Annotated in this window: 16 protein-coding genes; 12 read left to right on the top strand and 4 right to left on the bottom strand. The window is 38.8% G+C overall.

Features of this window, described 5'->3' with window-relative positions:
• Positions 1–30: 30 nt before the first annotated feature.
• Together BACCOP_RS19960 and BACCOP_RS12590 are read right to left on the bottom strand one after the other, a co-directional pair.
• Complete coding sequence (locus BACCOP_RS19960) at positions 31–195, bottom strand: helix-turn-helix domain-containing protein (RefSeq protein WP_007569653.1); 165 nt, start codon at positions 193–195, stop codon at positions 31–33.
• 127 nt (positions 196–322) lie between these two features.
• Positions 323–913: a cupin domain-containing protein gene (locus BACCOP_RS12590; protein WP_007569651.1), complete on the bottom strand. Its 591-nt coding sequence runs from the start codon at positions 911–913 to the stop codon at positions 323–325.
• Between the two features lie 142 nt (positions 914–1,055).
• Between BACCOP_RS12590 and BACCOP_RS12585 the strand changes: the two genes are divergently transcribed.
• The 3 genes from BACCOP_RS12585 to BACCOP_RS12575 all read left to right on the top strand — a co-directional run bounded on the left by BACCOP_RS12585 (position 1,056) and on the right by BACCOP_RS12575 (position 5,178).
• Positions 1,056–2,951: a CocE/NonD family hydrolase gene (locus BACCOP_RS12585; RefSeq protein WP_185150250.1), complete on the top strand. Its 1,896-nt coding sequence runs from the start codon at positions 1,056–1,058 to the stop codon at positions 2,949–2,951.
• A gap of 335 nt (positions 2,952–3,286) precedes the next feature.
• Positions 3,287–4,381 (top strand): Nif3-like dinuclear metal center hexameric protein, encoded by a 1,095-nt coding sequence (locus BACCOP_RS12580; protein WP_007569645.1) that lies wholly within the window; start codon positions 3,287–3,289, stop codon positions 4,379–4,381.
• A 5-nt stretch (positions 4,382–4,386) separates the two neighbouring features.
• The gene (locus BACCOP_RS12575; RefSeq protein ID WP_007569643.1) at positions 4,387–5,178 is read left to right on the top strand and encodes a zinc ribbon domain-containing protein; all 792 of its coding nucleotides are present in this window, start codon (positions 4,387–4,389) and stop codon (positions 5,176–5,178) included.
• A gap of 262 nt (positions 5,179–5,440) precedes the next feature.
• On the opposite strand, the gene BACCOP_RS12570 is transcribed toward BACCOP_RS12575, so the two are convergent.
• A complete protein-coding gene (locus BACCOP_RS12570) occupies positions 5,441–5,839 on the bottom strand; it encodes a hypothetical protein (RefSeq protein ID WP_007569642.1) in 399 nt (132 codons plus the stop codon).
• Positions 5,826–6,275, bottom strand: a complete 450-nt coding sequence (locus BACCOP_RS12565; protein WP_007569641.1) for a type I restriction enzyme HsdR N-terminal domain-containing protein — start codon at positions 6,273–6,275, stop codon at positions 5,826–5,828. The genes BACCOP_RS12570 and BACCOP_RS12565 overlap by 14 nt, the downstream gene beginning before the upstream one ends.
• 57 nt (positions 6,276–6,332) lie before the next feature.
• Here BACCOP_RS12565 and BACCOP_RS12560 point away from each other — a divergent pair, with 57 nt between their 5' ends.
• The 9 genes from BACCOP_RS12560 to BACCOP_RS12520 all read left to right on the top strand — a co-directional run bounded on the left by BACCOP_RS12560 (position 6,333) and on the right by BACCOP_RS12520 (position 16,797).
• Complete coding sequence (locus tag BACCOP_RS12560) at positions 6,333–7,109, top strand: AMP nucleosidase (RefSeq protein ID WP_007569640.1); 777 nt, start codon at positions 6,333–6,335, stop codon at positions 7,107–7,109.
• An 11-nt stretch (positions 7,110–7,120) separates the two neighbouring features.
• Positions 7,121–8,137 carry a DNA polymerase III subunit delta gene (holA, locus tag BACCOP_RS12555; protein WP_007569639.1) on the top strand — a complete coding sequence of 339 codons (1,017 nt, stop codon included), beginning with the start codon at positions 7,121–7,123 and terminating at the stop codon, positions 8,135–8,137.
• A gap of 398 nt (positions 8,138–8,535) precedes the next feature.
• On the top strand, positions 8,536–9,096 hold the full coding sequence (locus tag BACCOP_RS12550) for a recombinase family protein (protein ID WP_007569637.1): 561 nt from the start codon (positions 8,536–8,538) through the stop codon (positions 9,094–9,096).
• 11 nt (positions 9,097–9,107) lie between these two features.
• Positions 9,108–12,092, top strand: a complete 2,985-nt coding sequence (locus BACCOP_RS12545; protein ID WP_007569628.1) for a Tn3 family transposase — start codon at positions 9,108–9,110, stop codon at positions 12,090–12,092.
• 858 nt (positions 12,093–12,950) lie between these two features.
• Positions 12,951–13,403: a helix-turn-helix domain-containing protein gene (locus tag BACCOP_RS12540; protein WP_007569627.1), complete on the top strand. Its 453-nt coding sequence runs from the start codon at positions 12,951–12,953 to the stop codon at positions 13,401–13,403.
• Between the two features lie 144 nt (positions 13,404–13,547).
• Positions 13,548–14,324: a dihydroorotate dehydrogenase electron transfer subunit gene (locus BACCOP_RS12535; RefSeq protein WP_007569625.1), complete on the top strand. Its 777-nt coding sequence runs from the start codon at positions 13,548–13,550 to the stop codon at positions 14,322–14,324.
• Entirely contained in the window at positions 14,312–15,223 is a 912-nt protein-coding gene (locus BACCOP_RS12530; RefSeq protein ID WP_007569623.1) for a dihydroorotate dehydrogenase, read from the top strand. Before BACCOP_RS12535 ends, BACCOP_RS12530 begins: the two co-directional genes overlap by 13 nt.
• A 769-nt stretch (positions 15,224–15,992) precedes the next feature.
• Positions 15,993–16,334 carry a hypothetical protein gene (locus BACCOP_RS12525; protein ID WP_007569617.1) on the top strand — a complete coding sequence of 114 codons (342 nt, stop codon included), beginning with the start codon at positions 15,993–15,995 and terminating at the stop codon, positions 16,332–16,334.
• Positions 16,335–16,359: 25 nt separating this feature from the next.
• Positions 16,360–16,797 (top strand): hypothetical protein, encoded by a 438-nt coding sequence (locus BACCOP_RS12520; protein WP_007569615.1) that lies wholly within the window; start codon positions 16,360–16,362, stop codon positions 16,795–16,797.
• The last annotated feature ends 75 nt before the right edge of the window (positions 16,798–16,872 follow it).

Raw genomic sequence — 16,872 nt, 5'->3', positions numbered from 1 at the left:
TTTCCTAGTAAGCTTACCTGTGAACAGCTCTTATCTGTTTACTCCTTTCAGACGAAATATATGAGGAGAAACACCAGCCTTCGACTTAAAAAATTTGCCGAAGGCTGACTGATCAGAAAAATTCAGTTCCTCTGCAATCTGTTGGGCTGTATAGTCAGTACGGGTAAGCAAGCGGCAAGCTTCTGCATAAAGCATACCCCCCCCAGAAAATAAGCAGCAGTTTTCCCTGTCTGCCGCCGAATTATGCGAGACAGATAAGTGGTTGTAACAGACAGCCTGCTGGCATAAAAATTTATATAGTGCTCCCGCTTATAATGAGCAACTACCAACGCCATAAAGTTTCGGTACGTCCCAGTGACACCGGAAGGGAAGACACACGTTCTTCTATTACCTCAAGTACCAGTAACATACAAGTATACACCAGGCTCTGAATAATTTCTTTTTGATAAGTATTGCGGCTAATGATAGCCATACGGATCTGTTCCATACATTTCAAGATAGCAGTCTGCATTTCTTGTTTCAGTTGAACCACAGGTGTATCGGTGCGGCAAAAGTAATAAGAATATGTCTGAAAGGCAGGATTGGACGACAGCATATGCTCGAATAAACTCCTTTCGCACATCAAGTTCATGCATCTGAAATCGTCCGTACAACCTGTGAGTGAAACCAGCATGCTAGGCGAAAACAACAACATATCACCTTTCTGTACATTATATTCTTTATAATTGAGTATATAGTGTGCCATACCTTCCTCCACAACTATAAACGAAAACATGTCTGCAAGTACAGGGGGTATCTTACTGATATTTTTCATATCACTTTTGGTGCAGAAACAAGCTATACTTTCCTCCCATACTTCATTAATCTGATGATACGTTATCAGCTCCGGCAGACGAATGATTCTTTCTTCCATAACCAGTAAATAATGTTTTTTCCTATTACAAATTTATATTCTGTTTCGTAATTAACCAGTTATGTTTCCAGATTTAACATACAATTACGGCAAAAAGTGCAGAACTTTGCCAAAAAGAAAATTAAACAAAACAGATATGATAATGAGTAGAAAAAACATGATCGGGGCAGTATTGCTTGCTATACTTGCCCCACAACTATTACCTGCACAGCAACAGCAAATGACTTTGCACAATGTTTCAGGCGAAACCTTCGACGTTCCATTGCGTAAGGCACTTCCCGTCGATGCACCTCGTGTCCGATATCCTGGATTTAAACAAGAAACTCTTATCCTGAAAGCAGGAACCGTACGTCGTGAGGGAGCTATGCCTTTGCCCTGTGACATACTGCTGGAACGGGATATTCCTATTAAATTACGCGATGGAGTAACTATCTACACCGATGTTTTCCGTCCGGTAAACGAAGAGAATTGTCCGGCTATTCTTGCCTGGAGTCCATATGGGAAAGAAATCGGAGGACAAATGCTCGATGATGTCCCGATGCGTTCGGGTGTGGCAATCAGTGCCACCTCAGGGCTCGAAAAATTTGAAGGTCCTGACCCTGCTTATTGGGTAGCACACGGATATGCTGTGGTTAATCCCGACAAACGTGGTGCATATATGTCTGAAGGCAACCTGCTTTACTGGGGACATGAAGATGCGCTTGACGGCTGCGATGTGATAGAATGGATTGCATCCCAGAAATGGTGCAATGGCAAAGTTGGCATGTCCGGCAATTCTTGGCTGACAGTATCACAATGGTTCATTGCCGCCGAACAACCGAAGCACTTGGCTGCCATCGCTCCTTGGGAAGGTTTTTGTGATCATTTTCGCGAGTCAAGTCACAGGGGAGGAATACCCATGCCGGAATTTCCGGAAATGATAGCCGAAACATTCTCTTCTGCCCACGGAATGCTCGAGGATCAGCCACGCATGATTGTAGAACAGCCATTCATGTGCAGCTATTGGGAAGACAAGGCAGCTCGTCTGGAAAACATCACTGTCCCGGCCTATGTAGTAGCAAGTTATACTAACTCTGTACATACACATGGAACCTTTGCGGGATATCGCCGTATCTCATCGGAAAAGAAATGGCTACGAGTGCACGATACCAATGAGTGGTACGATTATTATTCGCCGGAAAACGTGGAAGACTTGCGTCGTTTCTTTGATCATTACTTAAAAAACATTGACAACGGATGGGAGCAAACGCCTAAAGTACGCTTGTCTGTACTTAATCCTGGAGGTAAAAATATTGTAAACCGTGTGGAAAATGAATTCCCGTTGGCGCGTACCAAGTATACCAAGCTATATCTTTCGGCAGCAGACTCTTCACTCTCAACCAGTCTGCCGCAAAAAGAGACAATCAGTTCCTACCAGTCGGAAAGCAGACAGCCGAAAGTTACTTATCGGTTCCGTATGACAAAATCCACCGAAATAACCGGTTATATGAAACTGCACTTATGGGTATCTGCCCCCGACCATGACGATATGGATCTTGCCATCAAAGTAGAGAAACTTTCAAAAGACAGAAAGCCTTTCTTTGATCCGACAGGAGCAACTATCGCCGCTACAGGATATATGCGGGCATCCATGCGCCAGCTCGACACACTGCGTACCACAGAAGCGGAACCATATTACACATACACTACGGAACAAAAACTGAAACCCGGCGAAATCGTTCCGCTGGAAATTGAAATATGGCCGATGGGGCTGATGTTCGACAAGGATGAAATACTCCAGCTTACCGTAGAAGCCTATCGCCCTGCTGCGGCGGCCATTCCTTTCGGATCTGCAAGAATCAGCATTCCCAAGGAGGGGTATACTTACCAACCGGGAAACAATGTCGATCTGGTTACACTGGGAGGCAATGAAAATCAGTGTGCCGATCCGAACGAAGTGGTAACTTCCCCCGCTACTCATAACGCAGGAAAGCACTGTATATATACAGGAGGACGCTACGACAGCTACCTGTATCTGCCTGTTATTCCAGAGAAATAATACGCACAAATACTTACCTGTTATATTCTTGCCGGAAAGATTACGATTTTTCCGGCAATTTTATGAAAAAACATCAGCTTATTTTTTTATTTTTTGTACAAACTGTTTGCTTTATTTGTACGAACTATCCTGATTTTTTGTACAAAACAGAATAAAGTTTGTACAAAAAATCAGAACTTGTCTTGATCTTTCCCAACGAAGATTTCCTTCTTTTCGTCATATCCTTACCAGACGGTCAACAAGCCTTGCTGCAACCTAAAAACAATAAAAAGTATGTCTCAAACATAAATATATCGCAGAAAATTTGTATCTTTGCATGAAAATTTTCGCGAAACATGAAAATTAAGGAAGTAGTAGATGCCCTTGAGATGTTCGCGCCTCTGCCTTTGCAAGACGGATTCGACAATGCCGGATTGCAAATCGGATTGACAGACGCGGAAGCTGCAGGGGCTTTGTTGTGTCTGGACGTAACCGAAGCAGTGGTAGACGAAGCCATTTCGCTGGGTTACAACCTGATTGTATCACACCATCCTCTTATTTTTAAGGGGTATAAGTCGATAACCGGGAAAGATTATGTAGAACGTTGCATCATGAAGGCAATCAAACATGATATTGTAATCTTCTCGATGCATACCAATCTGGATAATGCTCCCCAGGGAGTCAATTACAAAATTGCCGAAAAGATAGGTTTACAGAACGTACAGATACTGGAACCCAAGAAAAATGCACTGCTGAAGCTGGTAACATTTGTTCCTGTCAAACAGGCAGAACAAGTCCGTCAGGCACTATTCAATGCCGGATGCGGATGTATAGGTAACTATGATTCATGCAGCTATAATCTGGAAGGAAAGGGGACTTTCCGTGCCGGAGAGGGTACACATCCGTTCTGCGGCAAACAAGGAGAACTGCACGAAGAGCCCGAGGTACGTATTGAAACCATTTTACCAGCCTTCAAAAAACCGGCAGTCGTACGAGCACTGATTGCTGCTCATCCATACGAAGAACCGGCATACGATTTATATCCTCTGCAGAACAACTGGAGCCAGGCTGGTGCAGGAGTAGTGGGTGAACTTCTGACTCCGGAAGCTGAAGACGATTTTCTGCATCGCATCAAACATACGTTCGAAGTAGGCTGCGTAAAACATTCGCGCACCAACGGACGGATGATTCGGAAAGTTGCTCTTTGTGGAGGTGCAGGTGCATTTTTATTGCCCCGTGCAGTGGCAAGCGGCGCCGATGTATTCATTACCGGAGAAGTGAAATACCACGATTATTTCAGTTATGAAAACAGTATTCTGGTAGCTGAAATAGGGCATTATGAAAGTGAACAATATACAAAAGAAATATTTTATTCAATCATACGGGAAATGTTTCCGTCACTCAGCGTCAGCATGACGAGTGTCAATACAAATCCCATCAAATATTTGTAATAACTATGGCTAAAGAAGCAAAAAAAGATCCCAGCGAACTGAGCGTTGAAGAAAAACTGAAAGCACTGTATCAGTTGCAAACAATGTTGTCTGAAATCGACAAAATCAAGACATTGAGAGGAGAGTTGCCTCTTGAAGTACAAGACCTGGAAGACGAAGTTACAGGTTTGAGCACACGTATCGAGAAAATCAAGACTGAAATAGACGAACTGAAGTCGAATATTGCCAGCAAGAAAATCGAAATTGAAACAGCAAAGGCTTCAGTAGAAAAATATAAAGCTCAGCAGGACAATGTACGCAACAACCGCGAATATGACGTGCTGACTAAGGAAATCGAATTCCAGAGCCTGGAAATCGAACTGTGCGAAAAGCGTATCAAAGAATATACTGCTTCAATCAAGGCAAAAGAAGAAGAAATAGAAAAGAGCAATACAGCTTTGGAAGAAAGAAAGAAAGACCTGGAAGTTAAGAAAAACGAACTGGAGGAAATTATTTCTGAAACCAAGCAGGAAGAAGAAAAGCTGAGAGAAAAAGCTAAGAATCTGGAAACAACTATCGAGCCTCGTTTGCTTCAGGCTTTCAAACGTATCCGTAAGAACTCTCGTAACGGATTGGGTATTACTTACGTTCAGCGTGATGCATGTGGTGGTTGCTTCAACAAAATCCCGCCTCAGAAACAGTTGGATATCCGTATGCGTAAGAAAATCATCGTGTGCGAATATTGCGGACGTATCATGATAGACCCAGAACTGGCTGGTATTGTTGCTGAAAAGCACTTAGAAACAAAGATTAAATAATATTCCGGTTCTACGACATAAAGATAGACTGCTCCGGTATATTCTGGCTTACATCGCCGGATATACCGGAGCTTTTTATTTACTAAGCGAAGAAATAATATAATAATTTTCCTGTACTTATGATAAATAATCTGTATAATTCAAATCAAACAACTACATAGTTAATACATTATATATCAATATATAGATATGTGTATTAAACTGAATATAAAGATAATAATATTATACAGATAAAATTAAGACAAAGCCTTAATCACAAGGCTCATTTATTTCTCGACTTCAAAGCGAGAAATGGAGCTGCTCCAGTTGCTACAACCACCAGCAACCATAAATTTCCACTTGAGGGATTGTAAGCCTTCAACAGTTCACAGACAGAGCTTCCCGTAGCAAGTCCCATACCGAATTCAAACAAGACTGTCAGCAATATCCATACAAAAGATATAACCAGACAATCCGTACGGGAGAGCTTCTTGACGCGAGATAATAATATTTTAGCAACGAGTAATATCGATATGCTTAATATAATTCCACTAACAGCCAAAGCACACTTATCGAGTAGAAATTTTACCAGCACATAATCGCGAAAACCTCCGTTCAGTATAGCAACCGGAATGAAGCTGATCCATATCGGAAGAGAAACAAATAAACTACAAAGATGCATAGTCCGGAATCTCTGGAAGGAACACATATGAGTTAGTTGCATAATCGATACGACAGCAATAATGATTGATACCATTGGTCACAATCAGATATTCTACCCGAAGCACCATGTTGTAACGCGTTATCTGATCGAACACAGCTTGGGTAATCACTACATCCGGAGCCTTATATTCTACTATCATTTTAGCCGTCAGATTACGGTTGTACAATACCGTATCACAGCGCTTCTTCGTACCGTTTAAGTTAATCTGTATCTCATTTGCCAGCAATCCTGAAGGATATCCCTTATGCATTAACAAGTAATTGGTAAAGTGCTGTCGCACCCATTCCTCAGGAGTCAGGGCAACGTATTTCTTGCGCAATACGTCGAAAATGTATTTTTTTCCCTCTTTATTAGAGATTTTAAACGAGTAAGGTGGTAAATTTAATGCCAACATTTCGTAAATTTGCAATAATAGACAAAATCGTTTTTCATACAAAAATACGAAAATATCATGAAAACTAAGGCAGAAATCGTGGCAAACTGGTTACCACGATACACAAAAAGAAAACTAGAAGACTTCGGAGAATACATCTTGTTGACCAACTTCAACAAGTATGTAGAGATATTTGCAGATCGCTTTAACGTCCCTATTTTAGGTCATGATGCTAATATGATTTCTGCACACGCAGAAGGAATTACTATTATCAACTTCGGAATGGGAAGCCCGAATGCAGCCATCATCATGGACCTGCTGAGTGCTATCCATCCCAAAGCTTGCCTTTTCCTGGGTAAATGTGGAGGTATAGATAAGAAAAACCAGATAGGCGATTTGATCCTGCCTATTGCTGCCATACGAGGCGAAGGTACTTCGAACGATTATTACCCGCCAGAAGTCCCCGCCTTGCCTGCGTTTATGCTACAGCGTGCTGTTTCATCTGCTATCCGCGACCATTCACGCGACTATTGGACCGGCACAGTCTACACAACTAACCGCCGCATATGGGAACACGATGACGACTTTAAAAAGTATCTTTTGAAGACACGTGCCATGGCAGTAGATATGGAAACCGCAACCCTTTTCACAACAGGATTTGCAAATCATATCCCGACAGGCGCACTACTGTTAGTATCCGACCAGCCAATGATACCGGAAGGAGTAAAAACAGAAAAGAGTGACTCGCTCGTCACACAGCAGTTTGTCAACGAACATGTAGAGATCGGAATCGATGCGCTACGTATGATTATCGATGAAAAGAAGACAGTGAAGCATCTGAAATTTGACTGGTAATTTTACTATCCATGGCAAAAGAAACAACATACGAAGAGATAGTCAGGAACATAAAAAACAAGGTCTATTCTCCCATTTATTTTCTTATGGGAGAAGAAGACTATTATATCGATCGCATAGCTGATTACATCATGGACAGTGTGCTGAATGAAACCGAAAAGGAGTTCAACCAGACTGTTCTGTATGGTGCAGATACAGATATTGCCACCATTATCAACGGTGCTAAACGCTATCCGATGATGTCGAAATATCAGGTTCTGGTTGTAAAAGAAGCCCAAAATTTAAAGAATCTGGATGAGCTGGTTTACTACCTGCAAAAGCCTATGCCATCTACAATTTTGGTCATCTGCTACAAACACGGATCATTAGACCGAAGAAAAAAACTTACAGCAGAAATCGAAAAGACCGGAGTTCTGTTCGAATCAAAAAAGCTGAAAGATGCACAGCTTCCGGGATTCATCGCTTCATATTTAAAACGTAAACAAGTAGAAATAGAACCTAAAGCGGCCGAGATGATGGCCGAATTTGTTGGTACCGATTTAAACCGAATGGCAGGCGAATTGGAAAAATTAATTATCACCCTGCCCAGCGGTCAGAAGCGTATCACTCCGGAACAAATAGAGCGAAATATCGGAATAAGCAAAGACTATAATAACTTCGAATTACGCAATGCACTTATCGCCAAAGATATTTTAAAAGCAAATCAGATAGTAAATTATTTTGAAGAAAATCCTAAAAACAATCCACTTCAGGTGACTCTGGCAGTCCTCTTTAATTTCTATGCAAATCTGATGCTGGCATACTATGCTCCCGAAAAAACAGAACAGGGAATCGCCGCACAATTAGGGCTGCGTTCTCCCTGGCAAGCCAAAGACTATATGCTTGCTATGAGAAGATACACGGGAGTAAAAGTAATGCAGATCATCGGAGCAATCCGTATGTGTGATGCTAAGTCGAAAGGAATAGGTAACGCGTCAATATCGGATGGTGAATTGTTAAAGGAACTTATCTTCATGATTCTTCATTGACATCTAATTTCTGACCACTAAAAAAACGAAAAGGAAGACTCTGTTCTGTACGTTTTATCATTAAATGTTACAGGACAGAGTCTTTTTTTTATACCCACACGAGATTTTAAAATTCAGGAACGAACGAATCATTGGCCGCAATTTTTTAAATCTGAGAGCATAAGGATTTTGGATAAAACGGGAAGAAACCTAATCAATATGTATAACACATAAAAGGGGTTACTTGCACATTTCACTCAAATATATCGCCTTGTGTTAATCTGAAAAACGATGGTTTTTCAGATTTTACTGGAACTTTATTGTCTTTCATCAAAAAATAGTTTATATTTGTCCAATAAACGGTATATTTATCAAAATACGATAAATGTCATTATTTCATATTTTTGTACTTTGCAATTATGATATTTGGGTATGCACGTGTTTCAAAAAATGATCAGAACCTTGACAGGCAATTAGACCAGCTCAAACAAGCGGGCTGTAACCGCATTTATCAAGAGAAAATGACGGGGACAAAGAAAGAACGCCCGGAACTGACTCGCATGATGGACTCACTTCGTGAGGGCGATACAATAATTGTATGTGAACTTACCAGATTAAGCAGGTCGGTAAAGGATTTGTTTGAACTTGTTGAGCGTATAAATGAAATAGGAGCAGATATTAAATCATTAAAGGAGCCTTGGTTGGATACAACGACCCCTCATGGAAGGTTATTATTTTCCGTATTTTCGGGGGTAAGCCAGTTTGAAAGAGACATCATCCGTGAACGAACTCTTGAAGGAATATCTGCCGCAAGAGCAAGAGGAAGAAAAGGGGGAAGACCGAAGATCGATCCAAAAACGGTTAAACTTGCCCTTGATTTATATGATTCAAGGGCTTGCTCTGTTGATAACATCTTGCGAACAACAGGAATAAGTAGAGCCACACTTTATTCTTATATCAAAAATAGAAAAACACTATAAGAAGCTATTGCATGGCCCAAATAATATTGACCTCTGAACAGCGCAGGGAAATTACAACAATTCCGTATAATATTTCCGATGACGATCTTTTGACTTACTGTGCCTTTGATGAAGACGACATTAGGAACATCACAAACGGGCACAAGGATTTATGCAATAGAATTGGATATGCAGTTCAATTATTTCACCTCAGATATCTTAGATGGAACTATACGCTCAAGTCCGGAATACCTTCAAAGGTTTTGAATTTTATTGCAAAACAGATAAATGCCTCTCTTCCTCGCTCATGGAATTTCAAAGAGAGATATAAACGTCCTAATACCATCATAAAACACTTTCATGATATTTGTCTTGCCTATGGATATAGGCAGATGGATGAAAAAGATGAAGAGATGGCAATGAAAATCATTTCGACAAATGCTGATGTTGTTGAAAACAGAGAGTTCATTATCAGGGAAATTATTTCCGCATTAAAAGTAGAAAGAATTGTATTGCCCAAAATAAGTACCATTGAAAAATGGGTTCAAGATATATGCAATCGGAAAGAAGCCGATTTGAACCGTCTTATATATTCCATGCTGACATCAGAACAGTGTTCAAATATCAAAAAAGCTATTTTATGTAAAGGCACTGCACCTAAATCATATAATTTGCATCAACTGAGAAATGTGCCGGGAAAAATAACTCCCGAATCCTTCTGTGAAATTGCGGACAGAATAGAATATATTGATTCCTTGAATCTGGATATGGATTTGTCTTCAATATCCCACAATAAAAGAAAATCCATAGCAAGACGCATTGTTCACAGGCGTTTATATTCCATAGAGCGTAGTTCGCAAGAAAAAATCTACCCGGGTATAGTAATATATATTCATGAAACCAGAAAAATGCTTCTGGATTTTGTTGTCGAATCCAATGATGCCATATTGCATAATCTGTTGAGAAAGAGTGAAAAGAGGAATGAAAAGACAATCCTCCAAAATAGTAAAGAAATATTTAAGAATCAATCGGATTTATTGTCTATTGCCGAAGCCGTTTCTTTTTCCTTACGTCACAAGAAAAATTTAAGAACAGAACTGAAAAAGAGAAACTTTTCTTCTCTCGAAGCGTTAGATCTCATCATAAAAAGGGGATATGAGCTTAACTGTTCTGATAGTGACAGCCTTGAATTACTAAACAGCCATTACAGCCAAATCAGGAAATATTCTCCACGTTTGCTTAAAATCTTAAAAGTGACATCTGAATCGGAGGAAATGACTCCTCTTGTAAAAGCTGTTGATTGTTTAAGGAAGATGAATCTTTCAGACAACCTTAAATTACCTGACGATGCTCCGTTAAACCATATTGAAAATAAATGGATTAAACTGGTACAAAAGGATGGATGTATTGATAAAAGGTATTATGAAATGGCCACTCTTTCAAGTTTGAGACATGCCATAAGGAACAATCTTGTAACTGTGGAAGGAAGTGAAAAATATCTGGCATTTGAACAAGATCTGATTGATAAGGAAACTTATAAGTATTCGACTGATGTTTTTGATGTCTTAAACGGGTTTGAGACTTTTGATGAGTATCTGTCCGACAGAAAAAAGAGAATGACCGAGCTTTTAGATTATCTGTCAGACAATATTGATTTGCTTGATGATCTATGGATAGATAAAGGAAGCCTGCATCTTTCTCCTCTTGGAACGGCAACACCGGAAAATGCAATGGAATTGAGCAAAAGAATTTTTAAGGGCATGATTCCCGAAGCAAGACTGGAAGAAATCTTGCTTGAAGTGGATAAATGGGTTGGATTCACCAAATATTTCATACACCGGAATCTGAAGAACCAAACTTTGAAAGAGGCAGAAAAGGAAAAAGTGCTTGCAGCATTAATGGCACTGGGAACGAATGTCGGACTGGTTAAGATGTCACAGGCAATGGGCAAATATTCGTATGACCAACTGTATTCAATTTCACAAAATTGTTTGGATGATGATAACCTGGTCAAGGCGCAAGGGGAAGTTGTCAGGCTTCTGAGAAGTTTGTGGGTCTCGGAATATTGGGGAGAAGGAAACACATCATCGAGTGATGGAAGAGGGATACGCAGCATGGTATCTTCATTCAATGCAGAACCAAATCCGAGACATGGAATTGACAAGGGCTGTACCATATACAGATTTGTGTGTGACAAGTATTATGTATTCTTTACAAAAGTAATCCGTACTAATAGTGAGTTTCAGCATGTCATTGATGGTGTATTGGCGCACGAACTAATGGTCGGGGAACCTGTTATTGAACATTATACTGATACTGGAGGGTATAGTGATCCTTTATTTGGACTTGCTCATCTTTTGGGTTTTGCTTACGCACCCCGTATGAAAAATGTATCGAGCAGGAATCTTTTTATTTTTAAAGATAACATCCTGAGGAAAAATATTGAAGGTGTCGCTTTCAAAAAAATTCAGACTGACTGGATAAAAGATTATTATGATGAAATTCTTAGAATCGCCTATTCGATAAAGAAAGGGCATGTTTCCGGAGAACTGGTGATGAGAAAACTATGCAATAAATCAAGTCATCTCCGACGTGCCATAGTTGAAATGGGACGGATAGAAAAAACTTTATTTCTTTTACGATACTTTACATCAAAAGAACTGAGACGAAAGATACAAATAGGGTTGAACAAAGGTGAAGCAAATAATAGTCTTGCCAAGGCCGTTCAATTTGGTCAAGAGGGAAAATTTACCACAAAAAATCGTGACAGACAACAGGTAAGGGCTTCCGCTCTTTCACTAATCATGGATGTAATTTGTTTATGGAATGCCGTCTATTTACAAAGGAGTGTTGAGTATATTGAAGCAAATGACAAGGAAATCGATAAAAGTCTGCTTAAACATATATCACCACAAAATTATGAACACATAACATTCCTGGGACACTATGATTTTGATTCCAGCCTGTCACTTGGAGTAAATGAATATAGAAAATTAAAAGTTGAAGAGAATATATGAATCATTAGGTTATCTACCGAGGTGATATATTTGGGTGAAATGTGCAGAATTTCTATGGATTTGTCGCTGTTTTTGTTTGAAATGAATATAATACAAGGACTAAAAATACAAAATTCAGTTATAAACAGCTGTAGATTTCTTCTTAAAATATTATATATCAATAAATTATAAAGGTGATATATTTGGGTGAAATGTGCAAGTAACCCCTAAAAGGGTAATACAGCAATAACACGGAATCAAGAAATAAACTTCTCCCAATATACAAATCAATCTCTAAATTTTTCCTTTACGAATGTATAGGTGTAAACTTGGTCATTAAAGGAAGCTAGTATATAATAAATAATCTCTATTTACAATTGTTTGAGTATTTTTGTAAACAAATGTAATAAACACATTTGTAAACCGCCACACAAAAGTACATAAGTATAGATGTATTAGAGATAAATGCCTGAATAGGAGAGGGGAGAGCCATTTGTTTTGTATACAATTCTATATGTAAACGAGTGATTATTCATTAAATAATTATACTATGGAATATAGTAAAAACCAGTATTTTACTATTCATTTTCCAAGAAAAGCTTTAACAAATTTACATTTGTTTTAATAAAAGAGCAGTATCTTGGTAAAACAAATGTATTTTACTATAATAATTATTTATTAATCAGAAGAATATGCCATTATATTAAAGTAATTACTTTACATTATATCAAGCAATTTACATTCGTAAATACTAAAAAGCACATCCAGTATTTACATTTATAAATCACTTTTGTTTCTAACTTTTATATATGTAAATTTGCAAAAGAAAACATAAAACATTACCTTTGTAAACAGATAAATAATCTATTCCATTTGTTAATGAAGGACCGTATTATACAAATCATGCAGAAAGAAGGCTTGAGTAATGCCGAGTTTGCCGAAAAGATTGGGATTTCCACATCTTCACTATCGCATATATTCAATGGCAGAAATAAACCAAGCCTTGATGTTGTTATGCGTATCCATAAAGCTTGTCCATATGTTAACATTGAATGGTTACTATACGGAGAAGGTGAAATGGAAGGTGAAAATACGCCAGACACTGCAACACCTCAGTACACACAAGGCTTTGAGAATCCCGAAAAATCGACCGAGAGCCCAATTCTTTTTGATTTTCGCAAGGAAAATGTATCAGAAACGCCTGCTTATACACCTAAAGAATCTGTACGTGAGGAAATTAGATACATAGAAAAGCCTCACCCAAAAATCACTGAAATAAGAATTTTCTTCGATAATGGTACGTATCAGGTATTCAAACCTGAAAAAAACTAATAAAATCTTTATATCCGGATAAAAGTACAGCTTATTATCGGATAATTTATTTAGATAGAATCAGGGACTTTCCCATAACCAAAAGAAAGATACTAGGGTAAATTCGTTATCTTTGCAAAACAAAACGAATTTACCCTAGTTTTTATGAAAAAATACATATTAGATTTGACAGTAACAGAGAACATACGTTTACATGCAAACTATGTTCTGATTAAGCTGACTCAGTCCGCTCCGCTACCGGATATGCTTCCGGGGCAGTTCGCCGAAATTCGTATTGACGGTTCAAATACAACCTTCCTTCGGCGTCCCATTTCTATTAATTATGTAGACAGAAAGACCAACGAGGTGTGGTTTCTTGTACAACTCGTTGGTGATGGCACACGTAAACTGGCTACTGTAAAAGAAGGTGATATAGTAAATGTAGTATTGCCATTAGGAAACGGGTTCTCTATGCCGGAAAATCCTGACAGAAAAGTTCTTTTAGTAGGTGGTGGCGTGGGTACTGCTCCGATGCTTTATCTGGGTGAAGCATTGCTGAAGATGGGCTGCAAGCCGACTTTCCTATTGGGTGCACGTTCTAAGAACGATCTGCTGCAACTGGAACAGTTCGAGCAGTTCGGCGATGTATATACCACTACTGAAGACGGAAGTATGGGAGAAAAAGGTTATGTGACAATGCACAGTGTTCTGAAAGACAATAAGTTTGATATGATTTACACTTGTGGTCCCAAACCAATGATGGTAGCTGTAGCCAAATATGCCAAAGCTAACAATATTGAATGTGAAGTATCTTTGGAAAATACCATGGCATGCGGCGTCGGAGCCTGTCTGTGCTGCGTAGAAAAGACCGATGAAGGTCATGTATGTGTTTGTAAAGAAGGTCCTGTATTTAATATAAAGAAACTATTATGGCAGATTTAAGTGTAAACATCGGTAAATTAGAAATGTCGAATCCGGTGATGACAGCATCGGGTACATTTGGATATGGACTAGAATTTCAGGACTTTGTAGACCTGGAAAAGATTGGCGGTATCATTGTAAAAGGTACAACACTACATCATCGCGAAGGTAATCCGTATCCGCGTATGGCAGAAACTCCTATGGGTATGCTGAACGCCGTAGGATTGCAAAACAAAGGTGTACATTACTTTGTAGACCACATCTATCCGCAGATTAAGGATATACGCACAAATATGATTGTAAACGTTTCAGGTTCACAAGTGGAAGACTACGCTGAAACAGCAAGCATAATTAATGAACTGGACAATATCCCGGCCATCGAGCTGAATATTTCCTGCCCGAACGTAAAACAAGGTGGTATGGCATTCGGCGTTACAGCGCATGGCGCAGCCGAAGTAGTCAGTGCAGTACGTAAGGTATATCACAAAACACTGATCGTAAAACTCTCTCCAAACGTAACCGACATTACAGAAATAGCACGAGCTGCAGAAGGAGCCGGAGCCGACAGTGTATCACTCATCAATACTTTACTGGGAATGGCTATCGATGCTGAAAAGCGTAAACCTATCTTATCAACAGTAACAGGTGGTATGAGCGGTGCTGCCGTAAAACCAATTGCCTTGAGAATGGTTTGGCAGGTAGCTAAAGCTGTAAAGACTCCAGTAGTAGGACTAGGTGGTATCATGAACTGGAAAGATGCTGTTGAGTTCTTGCTGGCAGGTGCTACTGCTATTCAGATAGGAACTGCAAACTTTATCGACCCTGCTATTACAGTTAAAGTGGTCGATGGCATCAACGACTATCTGGAACGTCATGGATACTCATCTGTACGCGAAATTATCGGAGCTTTAGAAGTTTAAAATATTTTTACATCAGATACTCTATAAAGCTATTTAACTAACAAGAAGAACTATGTACATTGAAAAGAGAATGTATATAGTTCTTCTTCGTATATATGGGAAAATGAATTATTCTTCTTTTCTTCCTTTCGATATAAAATGTAAAATTATTTCTCTTTCAGCAAATCCGGAAACAGACGTCGTGTACAAGTAGTACTCCTTGAATAAAGCGAACAAGCGTATTCTCGTAAGCTGCCTGATAGATACATACCCTTATTTCATATGTTCTTTTAAGAAATACAACAGAGCCCATACTTTTCTCATATCCACTTATAATAAAAAATATTTAATTAAGTTTATTCCCCGCTCAATGTACAACGCTTCGGAATTCCTTTGGGCACTCTCTATATTTGCCATTCAACATAGAAAATTCAACAACAAGCTGAAAGGTGAATTGGGAATTCTTATGGCTTTTCACTCTGCCTGCCGGTTTCTGTTCTACATCGAACCAACAATACACAGAACTTTTTTCTAATGTCAGATTTGTATTCAACCGAACACTACCAATCGGGCACCATTTCTCAATACAGTAGAATATTCCGATACAAGTAAAAGCAAAGAATCCTGCCCTTATATCGGGATGGAGTTTAAGTCACTTGTCAGATATTGAAAAGTAAAGATATTTATACGTCATACATAACCATTCAATTCATTTGGCTAATCCGACAAAAAACTTTATATTTGTGAGTATAGAGAAGATAAAAGTAATAACCCTTAAATTACATTACCAATGAAAAAAGCAATATCTTTTCTTTCGCTTCTTCTGATGGCAATTATTGCATTTGCTGAGCCTCATTTCGTCAGCCTTTCAAATAAAGGAGGAAAAACCACAGTTATCTTTACACTTACTTCAGACGATAAAGATAGTAATAACGGGCTCGGCATAGAAAATATCATGCTCGAATGTGACAATGGTAAAACTTATAAAGCCAAACACGTGGATGCCCAATTTGGAGATACAACAACAGTTATCGTAAAATTCAAAAAGCTATCCAAGTTGGAAAATTCTCGTCTGAAATTCTGCATCAACGGCGAAGATAAATATATCGACATCCCAACGGATATGAATTAATATTATATTTATAAATTGACACAGTATGGAAAACTTCAAGGTTAAAAACAGATTGGTTTATGGAGGTTACATAGCCTTACTGTGGCTTCTTGGAGGATTGGCATTCTATTATATACTGAATATAATTACCCAATCTCCTGAAGAAGACTCCAGCCTTCTATGCCATTATTCATCCTACATTGTAATAGGAATAGTTATAAGTTGGATGCACAGCCGTACCTATTATTCTTTAATGAATGGTATCTTACAGATACGGACTCCACATGTCATAGTGAAAACCCTGATTTTACAAAATATCATAAAAGCAGATTGTCATGCATCTGCGAAGTTTCATCTTCTTCGTGGGTGGTATAATGTATCTCTGACTGATCAGAAAGGAAAGAAAGTCTACTTATATACTGAGAATGCAAAAAGACTGATTGAATTATTAAAGGAAAAGAATATTGAAATGTCTGTACTATGATTTCCCTAATGCAGGAGTGAAAACTGTGGTATTTGCGCAGATTATAGAGCTATTATTTTAAGAAGGAAACTGGAT

It is taken from the genome of Phocaeicola coprocola DSM 17136, assembly GCF_000154845.1.
In the GTDB taxonomy this organism is placed as follows: Bacteria; Bacteroidota; Bacteroidia; order Bacteroidales; family Bacteroidaceae; genus Phocaeicola; species Phocaeicola coprocola.
The sequence above is the reverse complement of the archived record's forward strand: the minus strand, read 5'-3'. Positions and strand labels throughout refer to the sequence as shown.

What these genes read in the sequence shown, in the direction of transcription:
- BACCOP_RS19960 (WP_007569653.1), bottom strand. Translation starts at nt 195, where the DNA reads ATGCTTTATGCAGAAGCTTGCCGCTTGCTTACCCGTACTGACTATACA.
- BACCOP_RS12590 (WP_007569651.1), bottom strand. Translation starts at nt 913, where the DNA reads ATGGAAGAAAGAATCATTCGTCTGCCGGAGCTGATAACGTATCATCAG.
- BACCOP_RS12585 (WP_185150250.1), top strand. Translation starts at nt 1,056, where the DNA reads ATGAGTAGAAAAAACATGATCGGGGCAGTATTGCTTGCTATACTTGCC.
- BACCOP_RS12580 (WP_007569645.1), top strand. Translation starts at nt 3,287, where the DNA reads ATGAAAATTAAGGAAGTAGTAGATGCCCTTGAGATGTTCGCGCCTCTG.
- BACCOP_RS12575 (WP_007569643.1), top strand. Translation starts at nt 4,387, where the DNA reads ATGGCTAAAGAAGCAAAAAAAGATCCCAGCGAACTGAGCGTTGAAGAA.
- BACCOP_RS12570 (WP_007569642.1), bottom strand. Translation starts at nt 5,839, where the DNA reads ATGCATCTTTGTAGTTTATTTGTTTCTCTTCCGATATGGATCAGCTTC.
- BACCOP_RS12565 (WP_007569641.1), bottom strand. Translation starts at nt 6,275, where the DNA reads ATGTTGGCATTAAATTTACCACCTTACTCGTTTAAAATCTCTAATAAA.
- BACCOP_RS12560 (WP_007569640.1), top strand. Translation starts at nt 6,333, where the DNA reads ATGAAAACTAAGGCAGAAATCGTGGCAAACTGGTTACCACGATACACA.
- holA (WP_007569639.1), top strand. Translation starts at nt 7,121, where the DNA reads ATGGCAAAAGAAACAACATACGAAGAGATAGTCAGGAACATAAAAAAC.
- BACCOP_RS12550 (WP_007569637.1), top strand. Translation starts at nt 8,536, where the DNA reads ATGATATTTGGGTATGCACGTGTTTCAAAAAATGATCAGAACCTTGAC.
- BACCOP_RS12545 (WP_007569628.1), top strand. Translation starts at nt 9,108, where the DNA reads ATGGCCCAAATAATATTGACCTCTGAACAGCGCAGGGAAATTACAACA.
- BACCOP_RS12540 (WP_007569627.1), top strand. Translation starts at nt 12,951, where the DNA reads ATGAAGGACCGTATTATACAAATCATGCAGAAAGAAGGCTTGAGTAAT.
- BACCOP_RS12535 (WP_007569625.1), top strand. Translation starts at nt 13,548, where the DNA reads ATGAAAAAATACATATTAGATTTGACAGTAACAGAGAACATACGTTTA.
- BACCOP_RS12530 (WP_007569623.1), top strand. Translation starts at nt 14,312, where the DNA reads ATGGCAGATTTAAGTGTAAACATCGGTAAATTAGAAATGTCGAATCCG.
- BACCOP_RS12525 (WP_007569617.1), top strand. Translation starts at nt 15,993, where the DNA reads ATGAAAAAAGCAATATCTTTTCTTTCGCTTCTTCTGATGGCAATTATT.
- BACCOP_RS12520 (WP_007569615.1), top strand. Translation starts at nt 16,360, where the DNA reads ATGGAAAACTTCAAGGTTAAAAACAGATTGGTTTATGGAGGTTACATA.